Genomic DNA, 23,087 nt, shown 5'->3' with positions numbered 1-23,087 from the left:
TCTTCACTTGAAACAGGAGAATCAAAATGGGTTGGTTATTCAGAGTTGGTCTATCAAGAAAAGAATTGATTGCTGAACGAACTCAAGAATGGGAACGAACAGGAGATGACGGCATGGAGGTGAAAACAACATGTCTCGCTAACTGCTTTCGTGGCAATACATTCTCGGGCGTCCTCTGGTCTGTTTGGGAACGAACTTTTCAGAAAGACGACGGCGACATTCAACCGACTGAGCGATGGATCGCCTGCGACCTTTTGAGATACCAGTCGGACGCATGGGGGTACAAGGATATGGATGAGGCAATGGGACCGTACTACTACTCATGTCCTATGAAGTACCTTGAGATGGTGCCGATGGATCAGTTCGGAGGGAATACTGAATGGCGAGAGACCGTCCATTCCCACCATGAGCGACGTCGGCAGAAACGACGGAATGCTCAGATCGAATCTGCTTGACAATTTGTCAAACGAAGAGCTCCCACGGACGGGAGTTCTTCTCTTTTGTCGTTCAATTAAGAGACATCTGTGGGACTCGGACACCCGTGTTGCATAACTATAAATGCAACAATTCCAAGCAAAAAAGTCATTTACCAGACACCCCGCCCCCGGCTCTGAAGCGACTACGTTGCACTTTCTTTATAGTTCCCGTTAGAAAAAACTCGGTTCATATCTGAAAGCGATTTTCTTATGTGCTTTTCGAAAAATCGCTGAGCGACAATTTGGGATTTCCTATAGGGTCGTTTCATTCAGAAGGTTCGATAGTCATAGAGAATTACGATGTGACTTATTGATCACCGATCTGTTCATAACTCTCGTCCCGTAACGGTTACCTTCTTATAGACAACATGACCGATGCCACCGCCGAGAACGATGGGACCTTGGAGTTTCACATTGTTATTTACGACTTCTTGGTGAATCAATTCTCCGTCGATGCTAATCTTAAAAAGTCTGTTTTCATCTACCGACAGCTCGATTTGGTAGGGCTTACCTGCCATAATCTTTCTGTTTCTTACCGTCCGCATGTCAGGCCCGACTTTGATGTTCGTAACGGTGTTGTAGTAGTTCCCCCAGTAAAAAGTAAGACTCTCGAATAATCCGGGCCAGACGTCATATGTGGCGTCAGACAAAGCGTAGACTTGAAAATTGGCCGTGATCGGATAGGTGAATTCTGACGCTGATACAGCCTTAGAATGTGGTAAATTTGCATTTTCTGGCTTGCGAAATTCCAGACCACCCCCGCCTTTGATGTTATACCGCCCCGAACAGCGGAATGGTCTGAGGGAATCTCGATTCTCGAACGTGTAGGTGACTGTAGTGACGGGTGGGGTGGTGTTCTTTTTTTCTTGCAATGCAGCTTTGGACTGGGGGGTATTCGACTTTCTTGCTATCGCCATCGGGAGTTCATCAGGAAGTTTCCAGAGTCTAAGCGTTTTATCAGCACTACCACTCAAGGCATATTGACCATCTGGAGAAAAGCATACGGACAGAATACCTGCCCTGTGTCCATCAAATTCTTTATTAAGTTTAGGGGGATTGACATTCCACAATCGCAGCTTCCTGTCGGCTCCGGCCCTATGTCCATGCCAGTCGTTGGGTGTTCCTCCCCCTCCAGAAAGAAGATGTTGTCCGCTTGGCGAGAATGCCACTGCCCGAACCCAATCACTATGTTCTGAGAACTGCTTTACTTCCGAACCATCATACAAGTTCCACAATCTCACGAGACAATTGCCAAGTTTGTTTTGATTGTCTTCCCACAATTTACCACTGCCGGTTGCTAATATACGCCCATCTGGTGAGACATCGAGACCTTCGAAATAACCTAGCTGTTTGATGAGTCTTTTCTGTATATTCTTTGATTTGAGATTCTGACGATCCAGTCCATACTCCCCGTAGATGATATGCTCACCACTGGGATCAAATGTGGCGATAGCTGTGCCCCAATTACGCTCCTGATTTAGGATCTGATTTTTTTGATCCAAATCAAATACAACGAGAGCTCCCTGCTTGTGAGCCTTAAGCAGCAATCGACCGTCACGACTGATGTCCACATAATCGCTCATTCCGATTTCAAAGGTCTCCAGCACTTTCCCTTTACGACTTTCGAACTCGTAGAGTTCTTTTCGGTCGCAAGCAAGCAACTTTTTTCCATCTGGACTGAACAACACTTTCAATACCCGAGTTCCAAATGGTGATGCGGTCCAAATAGACATTCCAGTTTTCACATCCCAGACACGGACAGTCTTGTCGTCGCTTCCCGATGCAATAAGCATTCCATCAGGAGAGAATGCGACCGAATTGATCGCTTGTTGATGACCTTGGAACACCCTGACCTCGCCGACTTGTTCCGTCTCCGCTATCTTTTCTACCGGGGCGTTGTCTGATGCCTTGGCAGGAACCATTGGATTTGGAGCTTTCTCTCCAACATCCTTAGGTGGCTGAGCAGCAACATCATCGACGTGGACACCTCTACGCTCTCGTGCTATTTCAGGAAGAGATCCCCAAGGGAGAAGAAATGAGACTACTAAAGTAACGAGAATGGCTGTCGTGAGGACAAGCATTACTCCAGCGAACTCCCGAGTAATGCCAGATTCTTCACCAACGATTTGTCGATATATATAAGCGGGAATCGACTCTTTGACATTCGCTGAATAAAGTTTGCCTTTTCGTGCGGCATTTCTTAGTCGATTCCTATAGCTCCTTCGCAACGTGGGGTCCAATAGGCATACGGTCGCTTCATTAATTTCATAAGAGATGCGGGCCGCCCATTCCTCATGTTCGCTTCCTCGAAATGAATCAACGACAGACTTTTGTCTTTTGGCTGCTAACTTGATGGTTTCACGATCATTGACCTTTGGCGAAAGATGCAGTAGATCGAAATAAGTTGGCGGTCTCTTATGAGCTGGAATACCGAGCCATACTGAATAGGGATCAAGATTTGATCGATTGAACGGATCAGGAATCATATTTCTGAAGTCTCATAAGGCAATGCACACTGGGACAGTTGTCTACCTGCCCCTTTATCTAATCATGCCCATGCGAATATGTAAAGGTGGAGTCCTCTTTGAAGGCAGTTTTATATCCACTATTGTTTGTGACCTTCTCCTACATGGATGCATGTAGGAGATTACATCACTCCAACGTCAGCTTCACCTTCTCAATTGACTTCACTGAGTAAACTGACACCGCCGTCTCCGTAACACCGGCGATATCTCGCAATATGACGTAATCTTCTCCAACCTCAAGAACGGTATGACTCGTCGGTGCATCGCCATCATAAGTACAGATCGTGTACGCCGCCCCTTCATTCTTAAGGTCCACTGACTGACCAGCAGTGAGCATCGAGAAGATGCCCTTCGGTTTCGGAGCTTCTTGGGCACCATAAACGACAGCCACTCCTACCAATACAAAAATTGTAATCAGCTTCTTCATTCCTCTACCTCCTTCAATTCAGTCCAATCAATCGATAACAATGCTGTGGCATTGGGGAGACCGGCTTTCTTGTAGTCAACATAGAGACGGGATGCATTAATGAGCCATACTTGCAGATCGATTAGATCAAGAACATCATCAGCCCGTACCTCGACCTCAATCGGGGCTACGAATCGAAACTTCTTACTACTTTCTGACGATTTTGACAGGAGCTCGAATGCAGCTTTACCGGCGACCTGTTGATCAGAAAAGAGTAGGGCGGTCTTCAGTTCGGGGCTCCAGTCATCGCCTGTCCAATACAGACGAGGTAGCTTGGAAATTACGAAGCGTGGATGCTCTGGAGTTCCCGTGGGGATCAAGGAAAGTGCAGGAAAGTTGGACATTGATTTCTCCGATTACGAGTAAGTTATCGGAGAGTCAGAAGGTGTCAGTAAGTAGGGGAATGAGCATTCACATCAATGGATGTGTTTGAACGAGACCCCTCTGTACTGTATCTATCTTCGACTTGAGTGATTAGACCATATAGCCAGCAAAAGGAAATGCGAGTAGGGGCTCTTAACGCATAGTCATATCCCCGTTTACAAATAATGGCTTATGTGATTTCAATCGCTCTAAAAACACAACTGGTAACGAGATGGGGAACACGTGACGACTTCAGTCCCCACGGGCATCAGGGGCAAAATCTTTTCGACGTAAGTGTCGATTTCATATTGCAGATCTTCTATTTCAAAATAGATAAATGCACGGACTCCATCATGATGCACTAAAGCGAGAACTAGACCATCTGTTATTCCGTGGTAAAATTCATTGAATTCCGGGGGCACATTACATATTTTTCTCACTTGGCTGTTAGGGACTGGATTCGGAATGATCGACATTGGGTCCAATGTCATTTGTTTGGACACATCAAATCGCAATTCTCTCGTGACGCTTCTAAAGAGCAATGACTTCAACATGTCTCCATCGATGAAGATCTCCCCGTCTCTCGAAACGTAGTAGTAAACATCATCGGAATACTTCACTACACTAACTCCGCCCTTCGGATCAACATATTCTCCTAAGGCATCACTGGTGTAGGGAGAGAGCTCTCCATCATAGGTCATGTCGGTATCAATCTCACGAGCAAGTGCCCTGCATTCGCCCAAGATGTATCGTCTATTGCCATTCTTAAAGTGCTCGCCTGTAATATAGCTCCATAGCTGAGTCCTCTGGTAATCTATGCTTTCAGCATTCTCATTTTCCAAATTCATTGTCACAATCTTTCTGATCTAAAAAAGAAATACCGCCGAATCGGCGTTACCGGCGAAATGCCAGTTGTGACATCTTAGGAACGATTCTCTATCAATTGACATCCGACATTGTCAGGACATTTGTCTGGAGAACTTCATGCGACTGTATTTCGTCATTGCAGACTTTAAAGTGAGCAGGTATTGTCGTGGCAATTAGGGCACGACTACGAATAGAAATCGCTGAAACAATAGATTGATATGATTAGATCTACCAACCTTTGGCAAATGGATGTGATTGACGAAAACCAGAAAGACCAGTTCCGAGATTGACTGCATGAAACATGAAGTACAGCAAAAGAGCATGCTAAATTTCAAAACGAGTGAGCAGATATTAATGAGCTATCTCACCATGAATGATAGGGTGAGTTTATCCACGTCTTTTGAATTGGCCTAATCTGTAATTCTTGAAATAGACCTGACTATATTTAAGTCGGGGCGATTGTTGAGAAGCGTAAAGTCTTTTTGGCACGACTGGAGCGACGGCTCGGCTCGCAAAACTCCCGTGTTTTCAGTCGTGGCTTATGTGAGAACCTATTTGTCAGAGAAAAACAATGTCTCGTATTGTTGTCTATTTGGAACAGCAGGCACAACGTGCAGACGTGGTGTTCCGGCTTCACAAAGTGACCCAGAAGAGTTTAGAGGAACTTCGCACATCACTGGCGACCAACGCTCCTGTGATTGAACTTGATCTGTTCAACAGCGATTATGACTTCAACGCTGGACTTCTTCGAAAGGTCATGGCAACTCTAGGCGAACTCTCGATAGACAGCAGGATTTACGAATTACCCGAGGGTGAGACAATCGACACCTGCACGTTTCTCGACAAGTGTCAAATTAGCACCGAAGTTCTTGCGAATATCTTGAATGAAGCCGACGCAGAGTTTGACCGGCAACAAGGTGAGTGACGCAGCTTAAAAGAGAGTAGAAATCAGGAAACGAGGACTCTGATGGAAAGCTGGCAATATCAGTTTCGCAATCTGATGACCGATGGCGAACTCTGCTTCGATGGAGAAGACTATGAAGCGGAACGCCTGCTATTTCAAGACGCATCCAAGTTGATCCCTGACCCGAAACGGGATCACGAAGAGGCCACACAGGCAATTGGTGCGATTGCAGACTGCTTCTACAAGTTACGGGAGTGTGCTAAAGCACAAGCAGCGTTGAACGACATCTTGCTCTGTCCCGGTGGAGCGTCAAACCCATTCATTCGACTACGCCGAGGGCAAGTGTTTCATCAACTCGGTGATCCTGAGAAGGCTCGCACAGGATTGACGACCGCATTTCTCAATGGAGGCTCAGAGGTATTCGACGGTGAGACAGAGTATTTGGAATTGATTTCAGATGTTGTGTCACAGCTTGGAAGAGAGTGAGCTTCCCATTTTGACTTCTTGAGTGCAATCGTCGCTGGCTGGACAGGCTGAAATGGTTTGAAAACCGGTACACCAGAAATTGGCGGTTTCTTGAAAAAGATTTGCAGACGTTCTAGGTTGGTCTACACCGAAGACCATTTTGCGGCAGTATTTTTCAGTCCCCGCAAAAACGGCACATTCTCAGTGTACCGCCCCCTAGGTCCTCTTATTTGAGCTTGTTTCTGTACCGGTAGACTGTTGCGTTACTCACTCTACATTCTCTGGCAATTTCTACTGGTCGCTTCCCATCCTTCAACATGTCATTTATCTGCTCAATGGTCTTGTGACCAAGATAGTTCTTTGGAGGTTGCTCAAATGGATGAAGACCAGCAGCCTCAAAGACAGGTGCTAATTTTAATTCGAGCATATCCAGCACCAGAAACAACTTCTGTATTCTGGGATTTGAGTAAGCATTTAGATGCTTATCGTCTGTTTGATGTTTATGAGCAGCATGCGTCGATGACAGTTCTCCATCTGAATGTTGTCTGACTAAGTTTATCGATGTATCCCTCAGTGCGTTGAAACCTAACCAAGGAAAATCAGGAAAATCGTTCTGAACTCTCATGACTAGGTTATTGAAAAGTTTAGGTGCATCTTTAGCCCTTGCGCCACCTTTGGTTTTTCTCCAGTAACTCTCACCATTCTTTTTGAGGATCAGCCTTTCCGTAGAACCATTTGTTCGGTCACCTTTACACCACAGCAGACCCTGCATGGTCTGAGCCCATAGTTTGTGTGTTGATTTTGTTTTCTTCTTATACCTAACACGTTCAATCAAATGTGTTTTCCAGTCCACTTCGCAAACTCTCAGCCTTGTTGACTGGTCTGCACCATAGGCACAATTGAGACCCAAGAGAAAAAAGACACGTTCAATAGGTGTGGCATATTTGTTGAGGATGGTAAGTTGTTCGATTGTATAAACGGGAGTGTCTTTTGCTTGTTCGTTGACTTCGTCTTCAGTCTCTTTTATTTGCCGACTGATAAACATGGCGTCAGGAGGAAGCTGCCATTGGTATTTTTTGTTGCGATGGAGCCACCTCATGAAAAAGAAAAGTTCTTTGATTGCATTTCGACAGGATCGAACTGCCATTGATTTTCCCGATGGTTTTCCATTGGGCAACATTTTCGCTGGACGATTGCGAAAATACTGGACGATGGTTTCTATCCCATCGATGTCTAGAGCCTGCAAAGGCATGTCATCGAAGCGATTGAGAAATGATTTTGCCATTCGAGTTTTGCCATCACCAGTATCAGTGATGGTTTCATTGGCTTCAGGCGATTCGTATTCGACCTGCAACCATTCGATGTAGTCTGACAGAGCACCATGCAATGTTCCCAACTCGCCTGAGGTGAATGGCGCTGCTGTTTGAATACGACCGGTTTTGACATAATCTCTTTTGACATGTTCGTTCATGCCTTCAGTCAGTTCAGCTTGACCAATCTCATAATCGCCAGTGGCGATTATGTGCAGCGAGGGATACGTTGCTTTGAGCATATTGATTCTGATTGCGTAGTTGAGCGGTCGTTCATATTGAACGGGAGGAACGGTTATGGTCAGTTCCCCCTTTTGAAGTCTCTCCGCAAACGATACGGCCCAACCTGACCACACTGGTGGATTGGGGTTAGGCAAGTCTACGCCCGGACCAGATATAGTCTGTTGGTCCACACAGACGTCATCCCAAAGTTGTTTTAACGCAGTGACTCTTTGGCGAAACTCAGCAGGTGTACCATTGATGGTGAATCTCTTCGGAACCCGCTTCCCATTTGAGGTTTTCACCCAGCCGATATTCGGGCGATTGTTGGCTGGTTTTTTCTTGGAACTGGCTGCCATTCTGAGCCTTCAATTCGCAGAACAGGGATACTAGTCATTTCGACAATAGTTCAGTTTGGGAAAGTTGTAGTCAATTGGCAAGGCATATTTAGTCACTTATTTAGTCAATTCCGCCTGTTTTTCGGTTTTTTGGACTGCCACAACTGCACCTGAAACATCAACTTCAATACATTAAAAAAGGGTTCAAAGTCAATTAAGACCTTGAACCCTGAATGGAGGCGGCGGGAATCGAACCCGCGTCCTGTGATGCTTTGAGAGAAGCCTCTACGTGTGTAGTTTATCGATTGTTTCTCGTTACCTTTGGGTCAATAAACAAAACCTCCAGTAACCAGTTCACCACTTATCTCGTATCAGGCGTAGCGAACATTGACCTGATACCAGACTGATTTTGTCAACCAGCTTTCGGTCTCCTCAGTCAGGGATCCCTAGGCTGGAGCTACGCTAACCTAAATTAGCAAGCCATTGCAAATTGTTTATTATTTGCAGTTATTGTTTAATCTGCTTTTTACGTGGCCTGCAGATTAACCACGACACGCCACCTCAATCTACGGCGATCCAGTCGAAGCCGATCGCCCCCAATTCGTGACTCTCAATTGTAAAAGATCATCTTCTCACTTCAGTTATTCGGCAATCCGGACGCTAATCCGAACCGAAAATCACCATATTCTATCTCTTCAGACATTATATACGTCGTCCGAGTTCGCATTGTTTGAGGAATTCACCTTATTTTTCCAATTCCGGTAACATCAAGTCTGACAAGTGCTTAGGTGTTTGACTTGCTGGCAGCTCTGGGATTATCCAGTCGTCAGATTCAATCAAGCGACGATTAATCTCAGTGAGATCCGCCGAGGGATTAATCATATCGAGGTATGGGCGACCGTTCAAGCTGGCAAGAACACGGGCATATACCCGCACATCTTCCTTGGAAACAGCTCCCTTGCGGGCGGTTACATATTCGTCCTCCAGAAACTGGGCATACTCCAGCACCATATCCGGTTGCCGCAGCATACTGAGTTGCTGGACCAAAGACAGGTTGATTTTCGCTTTTGGATCGAGTGTCCGAACGGACATTTCCTGTTTGTTTTTGAAGTCCATCATCCGGAATTGTGCCTGACCTCGTTTATCATCCAACATCATCCGCCAGGCGAACAGATCACCCCGTCCATTCCAAGATGGATTCCCTGCGTACATTAAATGCCGGAATGGGAACAGAAACTGGAACCCGAAAAAAAGCACGAGCGAACAGATTGCCAATCGCTGAGAGCCCGTCGGGTTTTGAAGTCCCGTTTCAGGTAATTCGATCTTTTCTGTTTTCCACAAGAGGGACCAGTCGAATTTTCTTTCTCTTTTGATTGCCGCCACCAAGTTCGGAAAGAAATCTTTTGGGAAAAAGAGCAAGGTGCTGGCCAGCATCATGGGAGGGAAGATCCCGATGTAAAACAGAAAAATGTTTGAACCATGAAATGCCAGAATTCCCAGGCAGGCAAGCAATCGCGTGCGTCCCCAGAAGAGGGCTGGGACAACCAGCAAGTCAAACAACAGTCCATAGTAGCTCATGAACCAAGCTGTCGATTCCACCTTCATCGCCTCGGGCATCGCCTCCGATATGGTACCGACATTGATCCAGATCCATAGCGGACGGGCGGCAAGCCAGTCGCCGTTCATCTTTGCAAACGCACCGTATATGTATGGAATGGCAATTAAGATACGAATCGCCCAGAGCGACCAGGCGGGGGCGACATCCTGCCTTATCTTCTTACGGAAGAGGGCATCCAGTGAAAACTTTCGGTGGGCCGGAATGAAAATCAGAACGAAGGCGATTAGCATCGCCAGGTAGTGATGGTTCTGGTAAACCGCTTTCTCCAACAGAAATACATAAGTCCAAAGTCCAAACAGGGTTGCTGCAGAGAAGCGGTAGCAAAATCCGAAGGCGACTCCCAGAGAGGCGGCGAGCATTGCCCAGAAGACAGCATACATCCCCGCTGGAGGCAGAGGTTTGACCCAGGAAAAACCGTAGTAAGTGAAGTGGAAATTTGGCTTAATATAGTACTGGCCAATTAAGTCGAGTCCGAAGTACTTACTGATGATCAGAGACGCAATCAGTAAACCAAACACGATGCGGAAGAAAACGAGTCCGTGAATAGGAACGGGCTCGAACCAAGTAGCTGTCCATCGGCTCCAGAAGCCGTCTCCCCCTGTCTGCGAGGGATTTTGCATATGGGATTTTGAAGGAGAGACGCTCATACTGACACCAGACAAAATGGAGATCAAATTGTAATAGGGATTGTGGCCGTCGAATTAAAGATCAGCCGTCCAGAGAGGACCGGGAAATGAAGTTGAGACCCAGAAACTGCAGGAAGTTGCAGAGATGACTCCAGATTGGATTTAATTCTGCTTACTCTCCGGGAATTCACCTTAATTCGAGAGCAGGGGACTGGCATCCCCACGAGGGGAGTTTTATTCTATCGATCTCTTTGGGACAATGCACGCGATTTTGCAGTTCGTGAGTTCGATCCGACCCCCTTATTGCGACCGGCTTCGTTGATTAGCGAATGAAGAATAATCTCGTCCAAGACGATTTTCCGAGATGCTGTCTGCCTGGTCCCACCTTTTCCCCTGCCTCTAAAATAACAATCGCTTCGCCGATTCTCCTAGTTAATAAAATTATGGAGCCGCCCCGCAAAGATAACGTCTTCTCACGCGCCCAGAACTGGATTGTGTCCTCATTGCGCCAATGGTTCACGCATGAAGTCACATTGACGATCTTTCTGGCCATTCTGATTGGCATCGCCGGCGGACTGGGCTCTGTTGTATTTACTCATCTCATCCATGCGGTCAGCTATGTGAGTGTCGATGCGATTCTGGCTTGGAGCGACGATAAACCACCCGCCTTCTACCTGCTCCTCTTCACTCCGATTCTCGGTTTACTTATAGTCTCCTGGCTAACACTGAGATTCGCGCCTGAAGCTCAAGGGCACGGAGTTCCCGAAGTGATCGCCGCCGTCGCACGACGAGATGGCCTGATCCGACCCCGCGTCGCCTTCGTGAAGATTCTGGCAAGTGGTATCTGCATCGGTACGGGTGGGTCCGTCGGTCGTGAAGGCCCGATCGTGCAAATTGGAGCGGCCCTCGGGAGTATCTCCGGTCAGTTCTTGAAACTGTCAGCGCGAAACATGAAGGTGCTTGTCGCCTCGGGTTCCGCCGCTGGAATCAGCGCGACATTTAACGCCCCCCTCGCCGGGGTGATGTTCGCCAGCGAGATTGTGTTAGGAAACTTCGCGGTCGAAAGCCTGACACCGATTGTAATTGCTTCGGTCTTGGCCGCCGTAGTGCAGTCCGAAATTGGAGAACACGGTTTCAATCCTGCCTTCACACAACTGTATCATCAGTTTGAAGGGGCTTGGGCTCAGCTTCCTTCCTATCTGATTCTGGGGGTTGTCTGTGGATTAATCGCCGTCTCCTTTACTAAGCTCGTTTATTACACTGAAGATCTGGCACTAAAAAATGTTTCGCGCTGGTGGCAACGTGCCGTTCTCGCGGGCTTTATTGTCGGACTAGCTGGCATTCTTTATCCCCCTGTTCCTCCCGCCCCATCCAACTACAGTAACTATCGCCAGGAAGCAGGAGAGCACCGAGAACCACCGTTATTCGGTGTCGGATATGAGGTCGTCGATCATGCACTTCATCTAGAGTTCAGCGAAAAGACCAGCTCGATCCGTGACCACGAACTGGAAGCCGGACAGGAAAAGGTCGTGCAACTCAGCGAGCCGCAAATGATCAGCACCTTCTGGTGGCTCCTTCCGTTGGCACTGCTCAAACCACTCCTGACCAGCATTACCTTGGGTGGAGGTGGCTCCGGGGGAATCTTTGCTCCTTCCTTATATATTGGTGCCACGACAGGCGCCTGCTTCGGTCTTTTACTGAACCTGTATCTGCCCGAACAGTTCAGCGCGCACCCTGGGGTCTATGCTATCGTCGGTATGGGAGCCGTGGTTGCAGGGACGACCCACGGGATAATGAGTGCCATTATCATTGTTTATGAAATGACGAGTGACTACCGCATTATTCTTCCAATTATGGTTTCCGCTGGACTCGCAAGTCTGGTGGCCCGCTTCGTCGATCCCGAGAGTATCTACGATAAAAAACTGAGCCGTCGTGGTGAAACCGTCGCTCGTGGTCTCGACATGCACCATCTCGAGCATGTGATGGTGCGCGATGTCATGATCCGCAATTTCCCGACAGTACTCAACACAGACAATCTGACGCAAATTATTCAGGTCGCTCAAAAGAATAGCCACATCGAGTCGATCCCCGTGATGAACGTAGAGAAGCAACTGATCGGCATTATTCGCCCTGAAGATCTACACCGCATGCTTGATACGGACATCCCGCCCCATCTCCTGAACGCGGATGACATTGCACTCGCCAGCCCAATCTCTGTTTCTCCCGACGAAAACCTGCTCGAAGCGATCCGCGACTTCGGCACTCGAGATGTGGACAGCCTTCCCGTTGAACGAATCATCAACGGCCAACGACAGCTCGTCGGTGTCCTACTTCGCTCCGAAGTAATGCTCCGTTATCGCCAGGAAATGCTGCGGCACTATTAGGGAGAAACCGGCGTTTACAACGGTTCTTCATCAGAGATTTCGAAGTTATCGAATGCGATCGTGTAGTGCTTTTCGAACCAGTCTTTGAAGTAAGGACGGCAGTCGAGGTCGTAGTCGGGGGTAACCGACTGTAGATTTCCCTGGGTCACCTTGCGAATTTCGCCATCGTCGACGATCACCTCTCCTGCGCTAAGTACGTAGCGGGGAAGTTCGAACATTTTCCGTTTATCATCCTGAGGCTGATAGAGGGTGATGTCCGCATCTGCCCCTGGGCCTAAATGCCCTTTCTGCGTTAAACCGAGCATTCGTGCCGGCGCGGCACGGGTGATAATCGTGATCTCGCTGAGAGTGTATTCACGAGTCAACTCAGGAAGAGTGCAGATAGAGTGCAGTCCTGCGGGAACCTGTTGCAACATCTCTTCACGCAAGCGAGAGTCCATGAGCAGGGCGATAATTTCGGGGTAGGCGAGAAAAGAGCCTCCATTAGGGTGGTCCGTGCTCATGGCGATTCGCCACGGGTCCTCCATCATCAGATACCACTCCAGACCGACGGCCCACTGCAGCGAATGAATCAGACTTTTGTTTTTATAGACAATCGGCACGATTCCGCAGCCTGCTTCCATTTCGATGTCGCCGCTGAACCATTTGTTGCCCGTTACTTTATGCAGAAAATGACCGAGCGGTCCATCTCCCGTCATGGAGGTTGTCTCACCGAACATCACCTGACCGACATCGACTGTGATATTCTCATGATTGTTCACATAATCAACCAACTCTGGCACTCGGCTACAGAAGGTGGATTGGTCATCAGGATCACCGCCGTAGCTATGAAACTGAATGTGCGTTAAATGCCCCCGAGAACCTTCCAGCGCCTTCATCGTTTCCAATGTCGTTTCGTAGTTACCCGGTAAACCCAGATTATTGCAATGAATGTGTACTGCATGGGGAAGCTGTAGCTCGTCGGCGGCGCGGGCTATGTCGCGGATGATCGCCCGGGGAGTGATATCAAAATGCCCGATGGTCTGATCGAGGCCCGACGTTTTCTCTCCGTTCTGTTTCCACGTTTCCACGCCACCCGGGTTCACCAGTTTGCAGGCATATCCACGCGTCGCGTTCAGTAACCAGGCGATGTAATCCTTCACCAATTTCTGCTCGTTCGCTTTGATACGCTCCATCAGAAAATGATTGTTACCCATCATTACATAGAACCCCTTGTCGAGCAGGGGAGTATCGGCGAACTCTTCATGCGCGTGACGGGCTGTGAGTGGAGGAATGGCGGCATCAAATGCGGTGGTGTATCCCAATCCGGCGTACAGGTAGCCAGTTGAGAATGTACTCGGAACGGAACCAATCGTCCCCGAGCGAGTCAAATCGGTTTTATGGATCGGTTCCGAACGTCGTTTTTCCTCGGGAATCATCTTTCGAGCCGTATTCACTTTCGGTCCGGCAATATGGCAATGCATATCGACTCCGGCCGGCATGACCACCAATCCATGTGCATCTAATGTCCGATCCGGTTTAACATCAGGAGATGTTGGAGTAGCAATAATCCGACCATCCTCGACCCACAGATCACTCACCTCGCCATCAATCCCGTGAGCGGGGTCGTAAATTGTTCCTCCCTGAATACGGAGCAAGGTCATCGGTGAATCGTCTTTCGAATGGAGATCGGCAAAATTCGTGTTGATTCATCATACCGAAAGAGGAGCATGACGGGGAACGGCGAATCAGCAGAATTGCAGTTCGGCGGTGAGACGAATCAGCGACTTACCCGATTTCCGCTCTTTTTCGCCGGTGCCGACAGAACCAGTTCCGTTCCTCGTAACGCTCTCGACTCTTCGGAGACCAGAAAGAGAATTGTATCGGCAACTTCTTCAGGAGTAAGCCAGTTCCACTTTTTCTCTTTCACAAGAGGTAACAGATCCGGTGCATTCCAAGCTGTCGTCTGTGTCGGTGTGCACGCGACTGCATTCACGCGTTGATCAGGCAAACCGGAATCACTCAATGACCGCACGTAAGATCGAAGCAGCGCCTTACTCCCCGCAAACTGTTCGAGGCCGGCCATTTGTTCGAACAGGGGAGCAAACGTAATGAAACAAACAGCCGCTTGTTTAGAAAGTATGGGTCGGAACTTTTGAAAGGTCTCCCAAGCCGAAATACTGTTGATCCGGATGTTTTCTTCGATTAACTCCCGAGACGTCTCTAATAAATCAGCATGGAATAGACGTCCCGCCAGTGGACAGAGAATGTCAACATTGCGAATGCGGCGCTGAGTGAATTCCACCAATCTCGCCAGATCCGACGGGTTGGTCACGTCCGTTAGATGGGTAATCAAACGAGGCGAGGCAAGTTCTTCCAGCCCATCAGGTTGATCAATGGACCGGGAAACGGCGATGACGCGGGCTCCCTCTTGTAGAAGTAGCTCCACAACCGCCCGACCAATTCCGCGGCTCCCGCCCGTGACAACGGCGGTCTTATTCAACAGTTTGGGTGGCATGTGTTTAGAAAAATCAGACTAAAGGTTGGAACGACATTCGTCTATAGCATCGATTATCATCGAATTTACGAATTGAATATCATAGTATGAACTTGTCAGAATCAGTTCATTACCCAGCTGGCTCGTTTTTCTGCTTTTCAGACGAACATCGTTTCTTCCACATCCTGGACCTGAAGACAAACCCTGAACCTGAAACAACGTAGAAACCTATCATGATACGATCGCTTCTTACATTCTGCTTCACGCTCCTGTTGATTCACCAAATCTCACCATTCTGCGCGGCCGCTGACCCAGAACCACTTTACGTCGGTGCAGCCACGATCGATATCACTCCTCCCGAGGGATACCGCATGAGCGGTTATTTCTACGAGCGGCTCAATAAAGGGATTAAGGACCCACTTCAGGCCAAGACTTTGTATTTTGCTCAGGGTGAAACCGAAGCTCTCTTTATTGTTTGCGATCTGGTCGGGATCGATCTCAATCTGGCACAAAAGGCTCGGAAAAGCATATCGAAACAAACGGGAATTCCTGTGGAACATATCGCAATTACAGCGACCCATTCTCACACAGGGCCTCAATACTTTGGAGCCTTACGTAATCGGTTTCATCAATTAGCAGTTGAGGAACATGGAGAAGACCCTGTCGAGAAAGTCGACTACCCGGCATTCGTTGTCCAGCAGTTAACCAAATCCTCCTGGCAGGCGGTAGAGAATCGCCAACCATCGGAAATGGAAGCGGGCTATGGACATGAAACTCGCGTCAATTTCAATCGCCGTTTTCATATGAAGAATGGCACTGTCCGTTTCAATCCAGGTGTGCAGAACCCCAATGTCTTGAGAGTAGCCGGACCAGTCGACCCAGAAATCGGCATGATCCTGTTTAAGCCCACCACAGAGAACGCCACCCCTTCCGCTTCGCTGACTTCCTTCGCACTGCATCTCGATACTGTTGGCGGAATCAAATACTCGGCCGACTATCCGTTCTATCTACAAAAGACTCTGTCTGAAAAGTACGGTGACGATTTCGTCTCCGTCTTTGGCATCGGGACCTGTGGTGATATTAATCACGTCGATGTCACGAATAAACATCGATTAACGACTGAAGAAATCGGCACGATGTTATCCGAATCAATGTTAAAAGCGATCCCCGAGTTGAAACCTACGAGTTCCCCTTCGCTTGCAATTCGGAGTGAAATCCTTCATTCACCCAAACAGAAATACACTCAGGATGAGATCAAACAAGCTGAGATCGACATTGCCCATGTCGCCGACAGCAAAGTTCCTTTTCTGTCTCGCGTGGAGACTTACAAGATCCTCGCACTCCAGTTGTACCCCGACAAAACGATCCCATTGGAAGTTCAGGTTTTCCGTCTTGCTCCTGAAGTGGCCATTGTCACCTTGCCTGGTGAAGTATTTGTTGAATTAGGCATGGCGATCAAACAGGAGTCTCCCTTCGAAACCACGCTGGTCGTTGAACTTGCTAACGCGGCCCCCGGGTATATCCCCACACAAAAAGCATTCGCTGAGGGAAGTTACGAAACGGTAAACTCGCGTGTTATCTCCGGTGAAGGGGAGAAGATGGTCGAAACTGCCGTCCGCCTCTTGCAGGAACTCGATCCTAAAAAAGAGAATTAGCATTCTCTCAGATCGATTCGATCTTCATTATCACTAATTTGCCGCTCGCGCCTCTTTTAGACAATCATGAAAGTCTCGTGATGTCCAGCTCTGCTGACACGCCCACCGAGGACCAACCTGTTCCCGACGAGATGATTCCTCACAAAAATCTCCCTCCGCTGTTATACAAACAGATGCCGGATTCGATCCCGTGGCGAAAGATGATCGGTCCCAGTATTCTGCTGGCCGGTCTCAGCCTGGGCTCGGGTGAATTCGTCCTATGGCCCTATATCACCTTCAAATCGGGATTCGTTTTTTTCTGGGCATGTCTGCTGGGTGTTATCACACAGTATTTTGTGAACATGGAAATCGAGCGGTACACGCTGGTGACGGGTGAAACCGCGATCACTGGATTTTGCCGGCTGTCGAAGCATTGGGCGTGGATCATGCTCTTGATGAACATCATCCCGTGGGCCTGGCCCGGTTGGGCGACGGGGGCGGGATCGATGCTTAGTTGGACCCTCTTTGGTCCGGAACCGACTGCGACGGTGCGTCTGGACGAGGATGCCTTCGCCGCTCTAAAAACCACGGCGCTTCCAAGCGAAGTTACTGTTGATGATTCTAAACAGACCATCAGCTGGACCGGAACGATGACTTCCGAAGACGCAGCCGGCTGGCACACACAACTCGGTTCCCTTCCCGAATCGACGGAGATCAGTGACGGGATTCGAACATTACGAAGCAATCTCGAACAAGGCACCGGACTCACCTACACGGCTCGTTACAACGAGATCTTCGGGATAGCTGGATTGATTCTTGTCGGACTGGTGCTGACAGCGGGGCCCGTTGTCTACAACACCGTGGAAAAGATCCAGTTCGTGCTCGTCGGAATCGTCTTTTTCTGTGCGATTGTGCTCGGGATCTTTCTGATCAAACCTTATGCCGTTGAAGCAATGTTAGCGGGCCTGGTCAATTTCGGGGAAATGCCCAATGCGGCGTCTGGATTGGGCACAATGACGCTGCTCGGTGCACTTGCCTTCGCCGGAGCAGGGGGTTCGATGAATCTCAGTCAGAGCAACTTTATCATGGATAAAGGCTACGGGATGGGTAAATACATCGGACGCATTACGAGTCCGCTAACCGGCCAGGAGGAACCGATCAGTCAGACGGGATTTCACTTCCCACACGACGAAGAAAACATGGCTCGCTGGCAAGGTTGGTGGCGCGGTGCCAACATCGAGCACTTCCTCAGTTTCTTCGTCACCTGTTTCGGATGCATTCTACTTTTGACATTAATCGCCTATTCCATGTTTTATAATGAGGATGGCGAACTGATCGCCGGCGCCGACCAGTATGGCAGCGGCCTCAATTTCATCTGGGGGCAGGCGAGTATTATTAAGTCCGAGTTTGGAAGTTTTCCTCAATATCTGTTCATGATCATGGGAGCGACCATTCTACTGACGACGGAATTGGGTGTCCTCGATGCAACGGCTCGTATCTCCGCCGATATCGTCAAAGTGAATTACCTGCGAACGAATGACCGCTTCTCTGTAAGCCGACTTTACTTCATGTTTCTCTGGGGCGAGATTTTCCTCGGTTCCGTGATTCTTCTCTATAGTCAGTTTGATGCCACGTTCAAGCAACCTCTGGTACTGCTCACGATCTCAGCCGCTATGAATGGCGGGGTGATGTTTTTGTATTCCATCGTTCTGCTTTATCTGAACAGTAAGATTCTCCCACGCAGTATCAGCATTACTCCGCTTCGATTCGTCATTCTGATATGGGCCTGTGCCTTCTTCGGATACTTCACCTTACAGGCATTTCAAATTGAAATCTGGCCCTACTTCTCCGAGGGTGGCTAGGGCAGAGCACTGTATAAGACATTGGAATCCACCGCCTTATTCGGCACGATACTCCAACAGGTGCAAAGCGACATACACTTTCGGATCGATCAACTTTCCCGCAGTTCGTTGTTCTTTCCAAAAGCGGTTCAGGTTAGTCGGTGGAACGAGATGTACCTTAATATCTTCCTCTCCAACCCCTCCGCCTGCAGAAGCCTTTTCCAATTCTTTGGCTACAAAGATCTCCACCAACTCAGATGTTAGTCCGGGCGAAGTCGGGATCGTCAGGGCGTTTTGCCAGTGCCTGGCTCGGAATCCAGTTTCCTCAAGTAGTTCCCTTTCTGCGGCTGATTGTGCTGCTTCGTTCTCATCTTCATTCGAGTCGCCCACCAGTCCAGCGGGTAAATCGATCACGATACGATCAACGGGATGGCGGAATTGTTCGGTCAGAATCAATTGTTCCCGATAACAGGCCGCAATCGCCACGACACCAGACGATTTCGCTCGCTCAGTGTACTCCCATCTCCCCTTCCGGAGCACATTCAGATATTTGCCTGGATATACGGTTTCAGTATTGGACATGCGTTGCTCTTATCTAAGGGATTGAAATACAGATTTCTCAGGTGTACTGAATCAGTCGCAATGAAATAGTTAGATAATTCGTGATCCGTGTGACTGCGATTCCCGCTCCACCTGCTGCTCTCCAATACCTGCCGATACGCTCAAAAGAATACTGTTTTTCGAATCGATCGGTTCCGACAGGATGGGGAAATGATTGAGATTCCGTGTTAAGTTTCGATAGTTTTCAGTTCTGGCAGCCATTAAACTGGTAGAGAGCAACCTGTGAGCGTTTGTTCGCCAGAACATTTTCGTTTACAGGAAGTTTTCCAATGTCATGTTCATCGAAAACTTATTGTCGCCGGCTATCATTTTACTGAAACCGCTTCTGGAGATCACTATGCAACGTTGGCTTACTCATTTTCTTATGATCGGATTGATCTGTGGTGGAATGTCTCTATCAGAGACACTCCATGCGGCTGAGAAGGTCAAAATACTGATGGTGACCCAAAGCGCCGGCTTTGTTCATGGTTCCGTTAACCGGAAGGAAAAGACTCTTTCTCCTTCTGAAATCGCGATGACTCAACTTGCGCAGCAAACGGGTGAGTTTGAAGTTCATTGCACTCAAGACTCTGCCGCCGACTTTACAAAAGAGAATCTCCAGAATTACGATCTGGTCATGTTTTACACGACTGGTAATTTGCCGATCGCGGAAGAGGACCTGGAGTACTTCTTCAATGAGTGGTTACCCACTAAAGGACACGGTGTCATTGGGATTCACTCAGCCACCGATACCTTTCACGAATACGAACCATTCTGGGATATGATTGGCGGAACTTTTAACGGCCATCCCTGGACTTCCAACGGCAAAGTGACACTTTCTGTCAACGACACGAAAAACCCAATGATGAAGTCGTTCGGCGAAGAATACGTCATTCAGGATGAGATCTATCAGTATAAGAATTGGCAACCTGAAAAAGTGCGTGTCTTGCTAAGCATCAACATGGCCAAGAGTAAAGTAAAACGGCCTTACATGGTGCCCGTCGCCTGGATTAAAGATTACGGAGAAGGACGGGTTTACGTCAACAATCTGGGACACCGCGAGGAAACCTGGTCCAACCCTGATTTCCTGAAATCAATTCAGGAAGGCATCAAATGGACTTCAGGACAAATTGAAGCCGATGCCACCCCCAACCCGGAAGTGTCCGCTGAATTGGAAGCGAAAGCCAAGAAAGATACGAAAGCCGCTGCTGAATAATTTCATCTTTAGCTCAGTTAACTCAGATATTTGATGTAGGCTGCTGTTCGACACGGATGTCGCAGCAGAAACCTCGACAGAACATTCCAGCAAAGATCGTTCTATCTCCTCCCTCGATTCACTCCCCCTATTTTTGCTGAAACTTATGATCATTCTGGAAAAGAAACTCACCGAACGTAACGGAAAGATTGACAGCCTGTTCCTGCTAGTAGGCGGTGCGCTGCTTGTGATTGCAGTCCTGAGTTGGAGCCTGTATTCGCTCGACAAGACTGACTCGACCAGTGAAGGTAAGAATCTGGTCATGTTCTGTGCAGCAGGCATTCGACCTGTCACGGAAGATGTTGCTAAGCAATACATGGAAGAGTATGGCGTCGAGGTTCAACTTCAGTACGGTGGATCAAACACGTTACTCAGTCAGATTGAGGCCAGCCAGACTGGCGACCTCTTTCTCTCCGCTGACGAAGTCTACATGACTCAAGGTCAAGCCAAGGGACTTATACAGGAAACGCTTCCATTGGCGACGATGAAACCTGTCTTACTCGTTGCTGGCGGAAATCCGAAAGGGATACTGTCTGCCGATGACCTGGTCAGTAAAGATTTGATTATCGCCATTGGCAATCCGGGGCAGGCCGCTGTTGGGCGTAAAACAGAAAAGCTTCTCACTGACTCGGGCCACTGGAAGAAACTCGAAGCAAAGATTCGCAACAAAGGAGTGATGAAGGCCACCGTTCCCGAAGTCGCGAATGATGTCAAAATCGGTAGCGCCGATGTCGGTATCGTCTGGGATACGACCGCATTAAACTATCCCGACCTGGAAGTTATTGAATTGCCCGAACTGGATGCGGGAAAAGCACAAGTAAAGATTGGCGTCCTAACCAGTGCCAGCAATCCTACCGCTGCTCTTAAGTTCGCCCGCTATATTGCCGCTCGTGATAGAGGACTGGAGTCCTTCACCGAGCATGGATTCAACGCCATCCCTGATGGAGACATCTGGGCCGAACATCCAGAATTGAATTTCTACTGTGGCTCCGTCAATCGACGTGCTGTTGAAGAAGCGATTAAACAATTCGAAGCTCGAGAAGGAGTGACCGTCAACACTCGCTACGATGGTTGTGGAATTCTTGTCGGTCAAATGCGTACGATTCTCGACCAGGATCAGGGAGCAGGTTTTCCTGACACCTATATGGCCTGCGACCGATATTACCTCGAACAGGTAAACGATCTCTTTCAGGAAGATGTCAACATTTCCTCCACCGACGTCGTGATCGCAGTTCCCAAAGGCAATCCGAAAAAGATTGAGTCGCTCCACGACCTGACGCGAGAAGGGATGCGCGTGGCTGTCGGCCAACCCGAACAATGCACGATTGGCGTACTCACGAAACAAATTTTCGACGCACAAAGTTTAACGGAAGAAATCCAACCGAACATCGCGACTCAAACAACGAGTTCCGCTCAGCTTGTACCGTTGGTGCTGACAAATTCCGTAGACGCGGTTCTTGCCTATCTTACAGATACTAAGGCGGAACAGGACAACCTCGACGTCATCCCAATTAAGACAGACGAGTCTAAGGCGATCCAGCCATTCAGCATCGCGAAGTCGAGTGAAAAGAAATATCTATCGCGGCGTTTATATGAAAAGGTCGCCCATTCTCAGCAGGCTTTCGAAACCGCCGGCTTTACCTGGCTGCTGGAACCCGAACCCGCAGAGCAATAAAAATGACTCCCTGATCGTATCACTGATTCTGTGTTTACATCAGCGGAGATTTTCCGCAGTCTTGTAGATCGACTATGAGGACCTGATAGCCACTCCACTAACTTCCACGAGTTCCAACCGCTTTAATATGCCGGACACCAGTCAAAACATCACTCCAACGATCGTTAAAAGAAAACACCGGGTCGGATCCGACGTGGTGTTTTATATCGTGATGGCTGGTATTGGCCTGATGTATATCGGTTTCCTGATCAGCATGCTTGCTGGGGATATCGGCTATCTGGCTCGGAGCGATGAAGCAAATCAACTTATGCAGAATTGGCCCGACTGGCTCAAACCAATTGGCCGTCCCCTGGTCTCCATGGCCAGGTTGCTGGAACAACCAGAGATTCAGTATTCGGTCAAGTTAACGTTGATATCCTGCCTGATGAGTTCGATTCTATCCGTCCTTGTAGCGATTCCCATTGGGTATCTGTTTTCCCGCTACAACTTCTATGGCAAGACTATTCTCGAAGCGATCCTGTATGTCCCCATCGTCCTGCCACCACTGGTATTGGGGATCAGTCTGCTCGTACTGTTTCAGTTCCAACCCTTTAAGCAGTTCGCCCCTTATTTCGTTTTTCAGATTCCCGGGGTGGTTCTCGCCCAGTTTATGGTCGCAGCAGCATTCTCCATCCAGATGATGCGGGCGACTTTCGATCAGATTAACCCCCGGTTGGAACAGGTTGCTCTCACCCTCGGTTGCAATGAACGGCAGGCATTCAGCCGTGTCTGTCTGCCTCAAGCATGGCACGGCATTCTGACAGCGGGGACTCTCGCTTGGGCTCGCGCACTAGGAGAGTTTGGACCGCTACTTGTCTTCGCAGGGACCACTCGAAATAAAACAGAAGTGATGTCCGTCAGCGTCTTCCTGGAACTCAGTCTGGGTCGATTAAACGACGCCGTCGCCGTCTCTCTGATGATGGTCTTCCTGGCCGTCGGCGTCCTTGTCCTGACAAGAATATTCGGTCTGCGAAATCCTGCGATATGATACCATCAATCGCTCGGC

18 protein-coding genes and 1 other RNA gene are annotated in these 23,087 nt (G+C 48.6%); 9 read left to right on the top strand and 10 right to left on the bottom strand.

The genetic code is table 11. The features are described from left to right. Positions 1–26 precede the first annotated feature (26 nt). A complete protein-coding gene (locus Pla110_RS10610; protein ID WP_144995746.1) occupies positions 27–455 on the top strand; it encodes a hypothetical protein in 429 nt (142 codons plus the stop codon). A 347-nt stretch (positions 456–802) separates the two neighbouring features. On the opposite strand, the gene Pla110_RS10605 is transcribed toward Pla110_RS10610, so the two are convergent. From Pla110_RS10605 to Pla110_RS10590, 4 genes are all read right to left on the bottom strand, one after another. Continuing rightward, a complete protein-coding gene (locus tag Pla110_RS10605; protein ID WP_144995745.1) occupies positions 803–2,962 on the bottom strand; it encodes a WD40 repeat domain-containing protein in 2,160 nt (719 codons plus the stop codon). A gap of 166 nt (positions 2,963–3,128) precedes the next feature. After that, positions 3,129–3,428, bottom strand: coding sequence for a hypothetical protein (locus Pla110_RS10600; RefSeq protein WP_144995744.1), 300 nt, complete (start codon positions 3,426–3,428; stop codon positions 3,129–3,131). Then, entirely contained in the window at positions 3,425–3,811 is a 387-nt protein-coding gene (locus tag Pla110_RS10595; RefSeq protein ID WP_144995743.1) for a hypothetical protein, read from the bottom strand. Before Pla110_RS10595 ends, Pla110_RS10600 begins: the two co-directional genes overlap by 4 nt. A gap of 228 nt (positions 3,812–4,039) precedes the next feature. Next, on the bottom strand, positions 4,040–4,678 hold the full coding sequence (locus Pla110_RS10590; protein ID WP_144995742.1) for a hypothetical protein: 639 nt from the start codon (positions 4,676–4,678) through the stop codon (positions 4,040–4,042). 590 nt (positions 4,679–5,268) lie between these two features. Here Pla110_RS10590 and Pla110_RS10585 point away from each other — a divergent pair. Continuing rightward, on the top strand, positions 5,269–5,622 hold the full coding sequence (locus tag Pla110_RS10585; RefSeq protein WP_144995741.1) for a hypothetical protein: 354 nt from the start codon (positions 5,269–5,271) through the stop codon (positions 5,620–5,622). Between the two features lie 42 nt (positions 5,623–5,664). Beyond that, entirely contained in the window at positions 5,665–6,087 is a 423-nt protein-coding gene (locus tag Pla110_RS10580) for a tetratricopeptide repeat protein (protein WP_144995740.1), read from the top strand. A 205-nt stretch (positions 6,088–6,292) separates the two neighbouring features. On the opposite strand, the gene Pla110_RS10575 is transcribed toward Pla110_RS10580, so the two are convergent. From Pla110_RS10575 to Pla110_RS10565, 3 genes are all read right to left on the bottom strand, one after another. Then, a complete protein-coding gene (locus tag Pla110_RS10575) occupies positions 6,293–7,954 on the bottom strand; it encodes a helix-turn-helix domain-containing protein (protein ID WP_144995739.1) in 1,662 nt (553 codons plus the stop codon). Positions 7,955–8,164: 210 nt separating this feature from the next. Continuing rightward, positions 8,165–8,531: a transfer-messenger RNA gene (ssrA, locus tag Pla110_RS10570) on the bottom strand. A gap of 146 nt (positions 8,532–8,677) precedes the next feature. After that, positions 8,678–10,171, bottom strand: a complete 1,494-nt coding sequence (locus Pla110_RS10565) for an HTTM domain-containing protein (RefSeq protein ID WP_197440650.1) — start codon at positions 10,169–10,171, stop codon at positions 8,678–8,680. A 500-nt stretch (positions 10,172–10,671) separates the two neighbouring features. Here Pla110_RS10565 and Pla110_RS10560 point away from each other — a divergent pair, with 500 nt between their 5' ends. Continuing rightward, positions 10,672–12,561 carry a chloride channel protein gene (locus tag Pla110_RS10560; RefSeq protein ID WP_197440649.1) on the top strand — a complete coding sequence of 630 codons (1,890 nt, stop codon included), beginning with the start codon at positions 10,672–10,674 and terminating at the stop codon, positions 12,559–12,561. A gap of 14 nt (positions 12,562–12,575) precedes the next feature. On the opposite strand, the gene Pla110_RS10555 is transcribed toward Pla110_RS10560, so the two are convergent. Then, positions 12,576–14,204 carry a formylmethanofuran dehydrogenase subunit A gene (locus tag Pla110_RS10555; RefSeq protein ID WP_144995736.1) on the bottom strand — a complete coding sequence of 543 codons (1,629 nt, stop codon included), beginning with the start codon at positions 14,202–14,204 and terminating at the stop codon, positions 12,576–12,578. A 116-nt stretch (positions 14,205–14,320) separates the two neighbouring features. Next, entirely contained in the window at positions 14,321–15,058 is a 738-nt protein-coding gene (locus Pla110_RS10550) for an SDR family NAD(P)-dependent oxidoreductase (protein ID WP_144995735.1), read from the bottom strand. Positions 15,059–15,270: 212 nt separating this feature from the next. Between Pla110_RS10550 and Pla110_RS10545 the strand changes: the two genes are divergently transcribed. Beyond that, positions 15,271–16,692: a neutral/alkaline non-lysosomal ceramidase N-terminal domain-containing protein gene (locus Pla110_RS10545; RefSeq protein ID WP_144995734.1), complete on the top strand. Its 1,422-nt coding sequence runs from the start codon at positions 15,271–15,273 to the stop codon at positions 16,690–16,692. An 80-nt stretch (positions 16,693–16,772) separates the two neighbouring features. Beyond that, positions 16,773–18,533 carry an Nramp family divalent metal transporter gene (locus tag Pla110_RS10540; protein ID WP_144995733.1) on the top strand — a complete coding sequence of 587 codons (1,761 nt, stop codon included), beginning with the start codon at positions 16,773–16,775 and terminating at the stop codon, positions 18,531–18,533. Between the two features lie 36 nt (positions 18,534–18,569). Here the strand turns inward: Pla110_RS10540 and Pla110_RS10535 are convergent, their stop codons facing one another. Further along, the gene (locus Pla110_RS10535) at positions 18,570–19,094 is read right to left on the bottom strand and encodes an NUDIX hydrolase (protein ID WP_144995732.1); all 525 of its coding nucleotides are present in this window, start codon (positions 19,092–19,094) and stop codon (positions 18,570–18,572) included. A gap of 376 nt (positions 19,095–19,470) precedes the next feature. Between Pla110_RS10535 and Pla110_RS10530 the strand changes: the two genes are divergently transcribed. From Pla110_RS10530 to Pla110_RS10520, 3 genes are all read left to right on the top strand, one after another. Further along, complete coding sequence (locus tag Pla110_RS10530) at positions 19,471–20,328, top strand: ThuA domain-containing protein (protein ID WP_144995731.1); 858 nt, start codon at positions 19,471–19,473, stop codon at positions 20,326–20,328. A gap of 145 nt (positions 20,329–20,473) precedes the next feature. After that, positions 20,474–22,042: a molybdate ABC transporter substrate-binding protein gene (gene modA, locus Pla110_RS10525; protein WP_144995730.1), complete on the top strand. Its 1,569-nt coding sequence runs from the start codon at positions 20,474–20,476 to the stop codon at positions 22,040–22,042. A gap of 196 nt (positions 22,043–22,238) precedes the next feature. Beyond that, on the top strand, positions 22,239–23,069 hold the full coding sequence (locus Pla110_RS10520; RefSeq protein ID WP_231742971.1) for an ABC transporter permease: 831 nt from the start codon (positions 22,239–22,241) through the stop codon (positions 23,067–23,069). Positions 23,070–23,087: the final 18 nt, after the last annotated feature.

This window comes from Polystyrenella longa (assembly GCF_007750395.1).
Lineage (GTDB): Bacteria > Planctomycetota > Planctomycetia > Planctomycetales > Planctomycetaceae > Polystyrenella > Polystyrenella longa.
Note: the sequence above shows the minus strand (reverse complement) of the source record. Positions and strands in the feature narration are given on the sequence as shown.

Coding starts and splice junctions, on each gene's coding strand:
- Pla110_RS10530 (WP_144995731.1), top strand. CDS start 19,471: ATGCAACGTTGGCTTACTCATTTTCTTATGATCGGATTGATCTGTGGT.
- Pla110_RS10595 (WP_144995743.1), bottom strand. CDS start 3,811: ATGTCCAACTTTCCTGCACTTTCCTTGATCCCCACGGGAACTCCAGAG.
- Pla110_RS10565 (WP_197440650.1), bottom strand. CDS start 10,171: ATGCAAAATCCCTCGCAGACAGGGGGAGACGGCTTCTGGAGCCGATGG.
- Pla110_RS10605 (WP_144995745.1), bottom strand. CDS start 2,962: ATGATTCCTGATCCGTTCAATCGATCAAATCTTGATCCCTATTCAGTA.
- Pla110_RS10550 (WP_144995735.1), bottom strand. CDS start 15,058: ATGCCACCCAAACTGTTGAATAAGACCGCCGTTGTCACGGGCGGGAGC.
- Pla110_RS10555 (WP_144995736.1), bottom strand. CDS start 14,204: ATGACCTTGCTCCGTATTCAGGGAGGAACAATTTACGACCCCGCTCAC.
- Pla110_RS10580 (WP_144995740.1), top strand. CDS start 5,665: ATGGAAAGCTGGCAATATCAGTTTCGCAATCTGATGACCGATGGCGAA.
- Pla110_RS10575 (WP_144995739.1), bottom strand. CDS start 7,954: ATGGCAGCCAGTTCCAAGAAAAAACCAGCCAACAATCGCCCGAATATC.
- Pla110_RS10590 (WP_144995742.1), bottom strand. CDS start 4,678: ATGAATTTGGAAAATGAGAATGCTGAAAGCATAGATTACCAGAGGACT.
- modA (WP_144995730.1), top strand. CDS start 20,474: ATGATCATTCTGGAAAAGAAACTCACCGAACGTAACGGAAAGATTGAC.
- Pla110_RS10600 (WP_144995744.1), bottom strand. CDS start 3,428: ATGAAGAAGCTGATTACAATTTTTGTATTGGTAGGAGTGGCTGTCGTT.
- Pla110_RS10535 (WP_144995732.1), bottom strand. CDS start 19,094: ATGTCCAATACTGAAACCGTATATCCAGGCAAATATCTGAATGTGCTC.
- Pla110_RS10540 (WP_144995733.1), top strand. CDS start 16,773: ATGTCCAGCTCTGCTGACACGCCCACCGAGGACCAACCTGTTCCCGAC.
- Pla110_RS10585 (WP_144995741.1), top strand. CDS start 5,269: ATGTCTCGTATTGTTGTCTATTTGGAACAGCAGGCACAACGTGCAGAC.
- Pla110_RS10610 (WP_144995746.1), top strand. CDS start 27: ATGGGTTGGTTATTCAGAGTTGGTCTATCAAGAAAAGAATTGATTGCT.
- Pla110_RS10545 (WP_144995734.1), top strand. CDS start 15,271: ATGATACGATCGCTTCTTACATTCTGCTTCACGCTCCTGTTGATTCAC.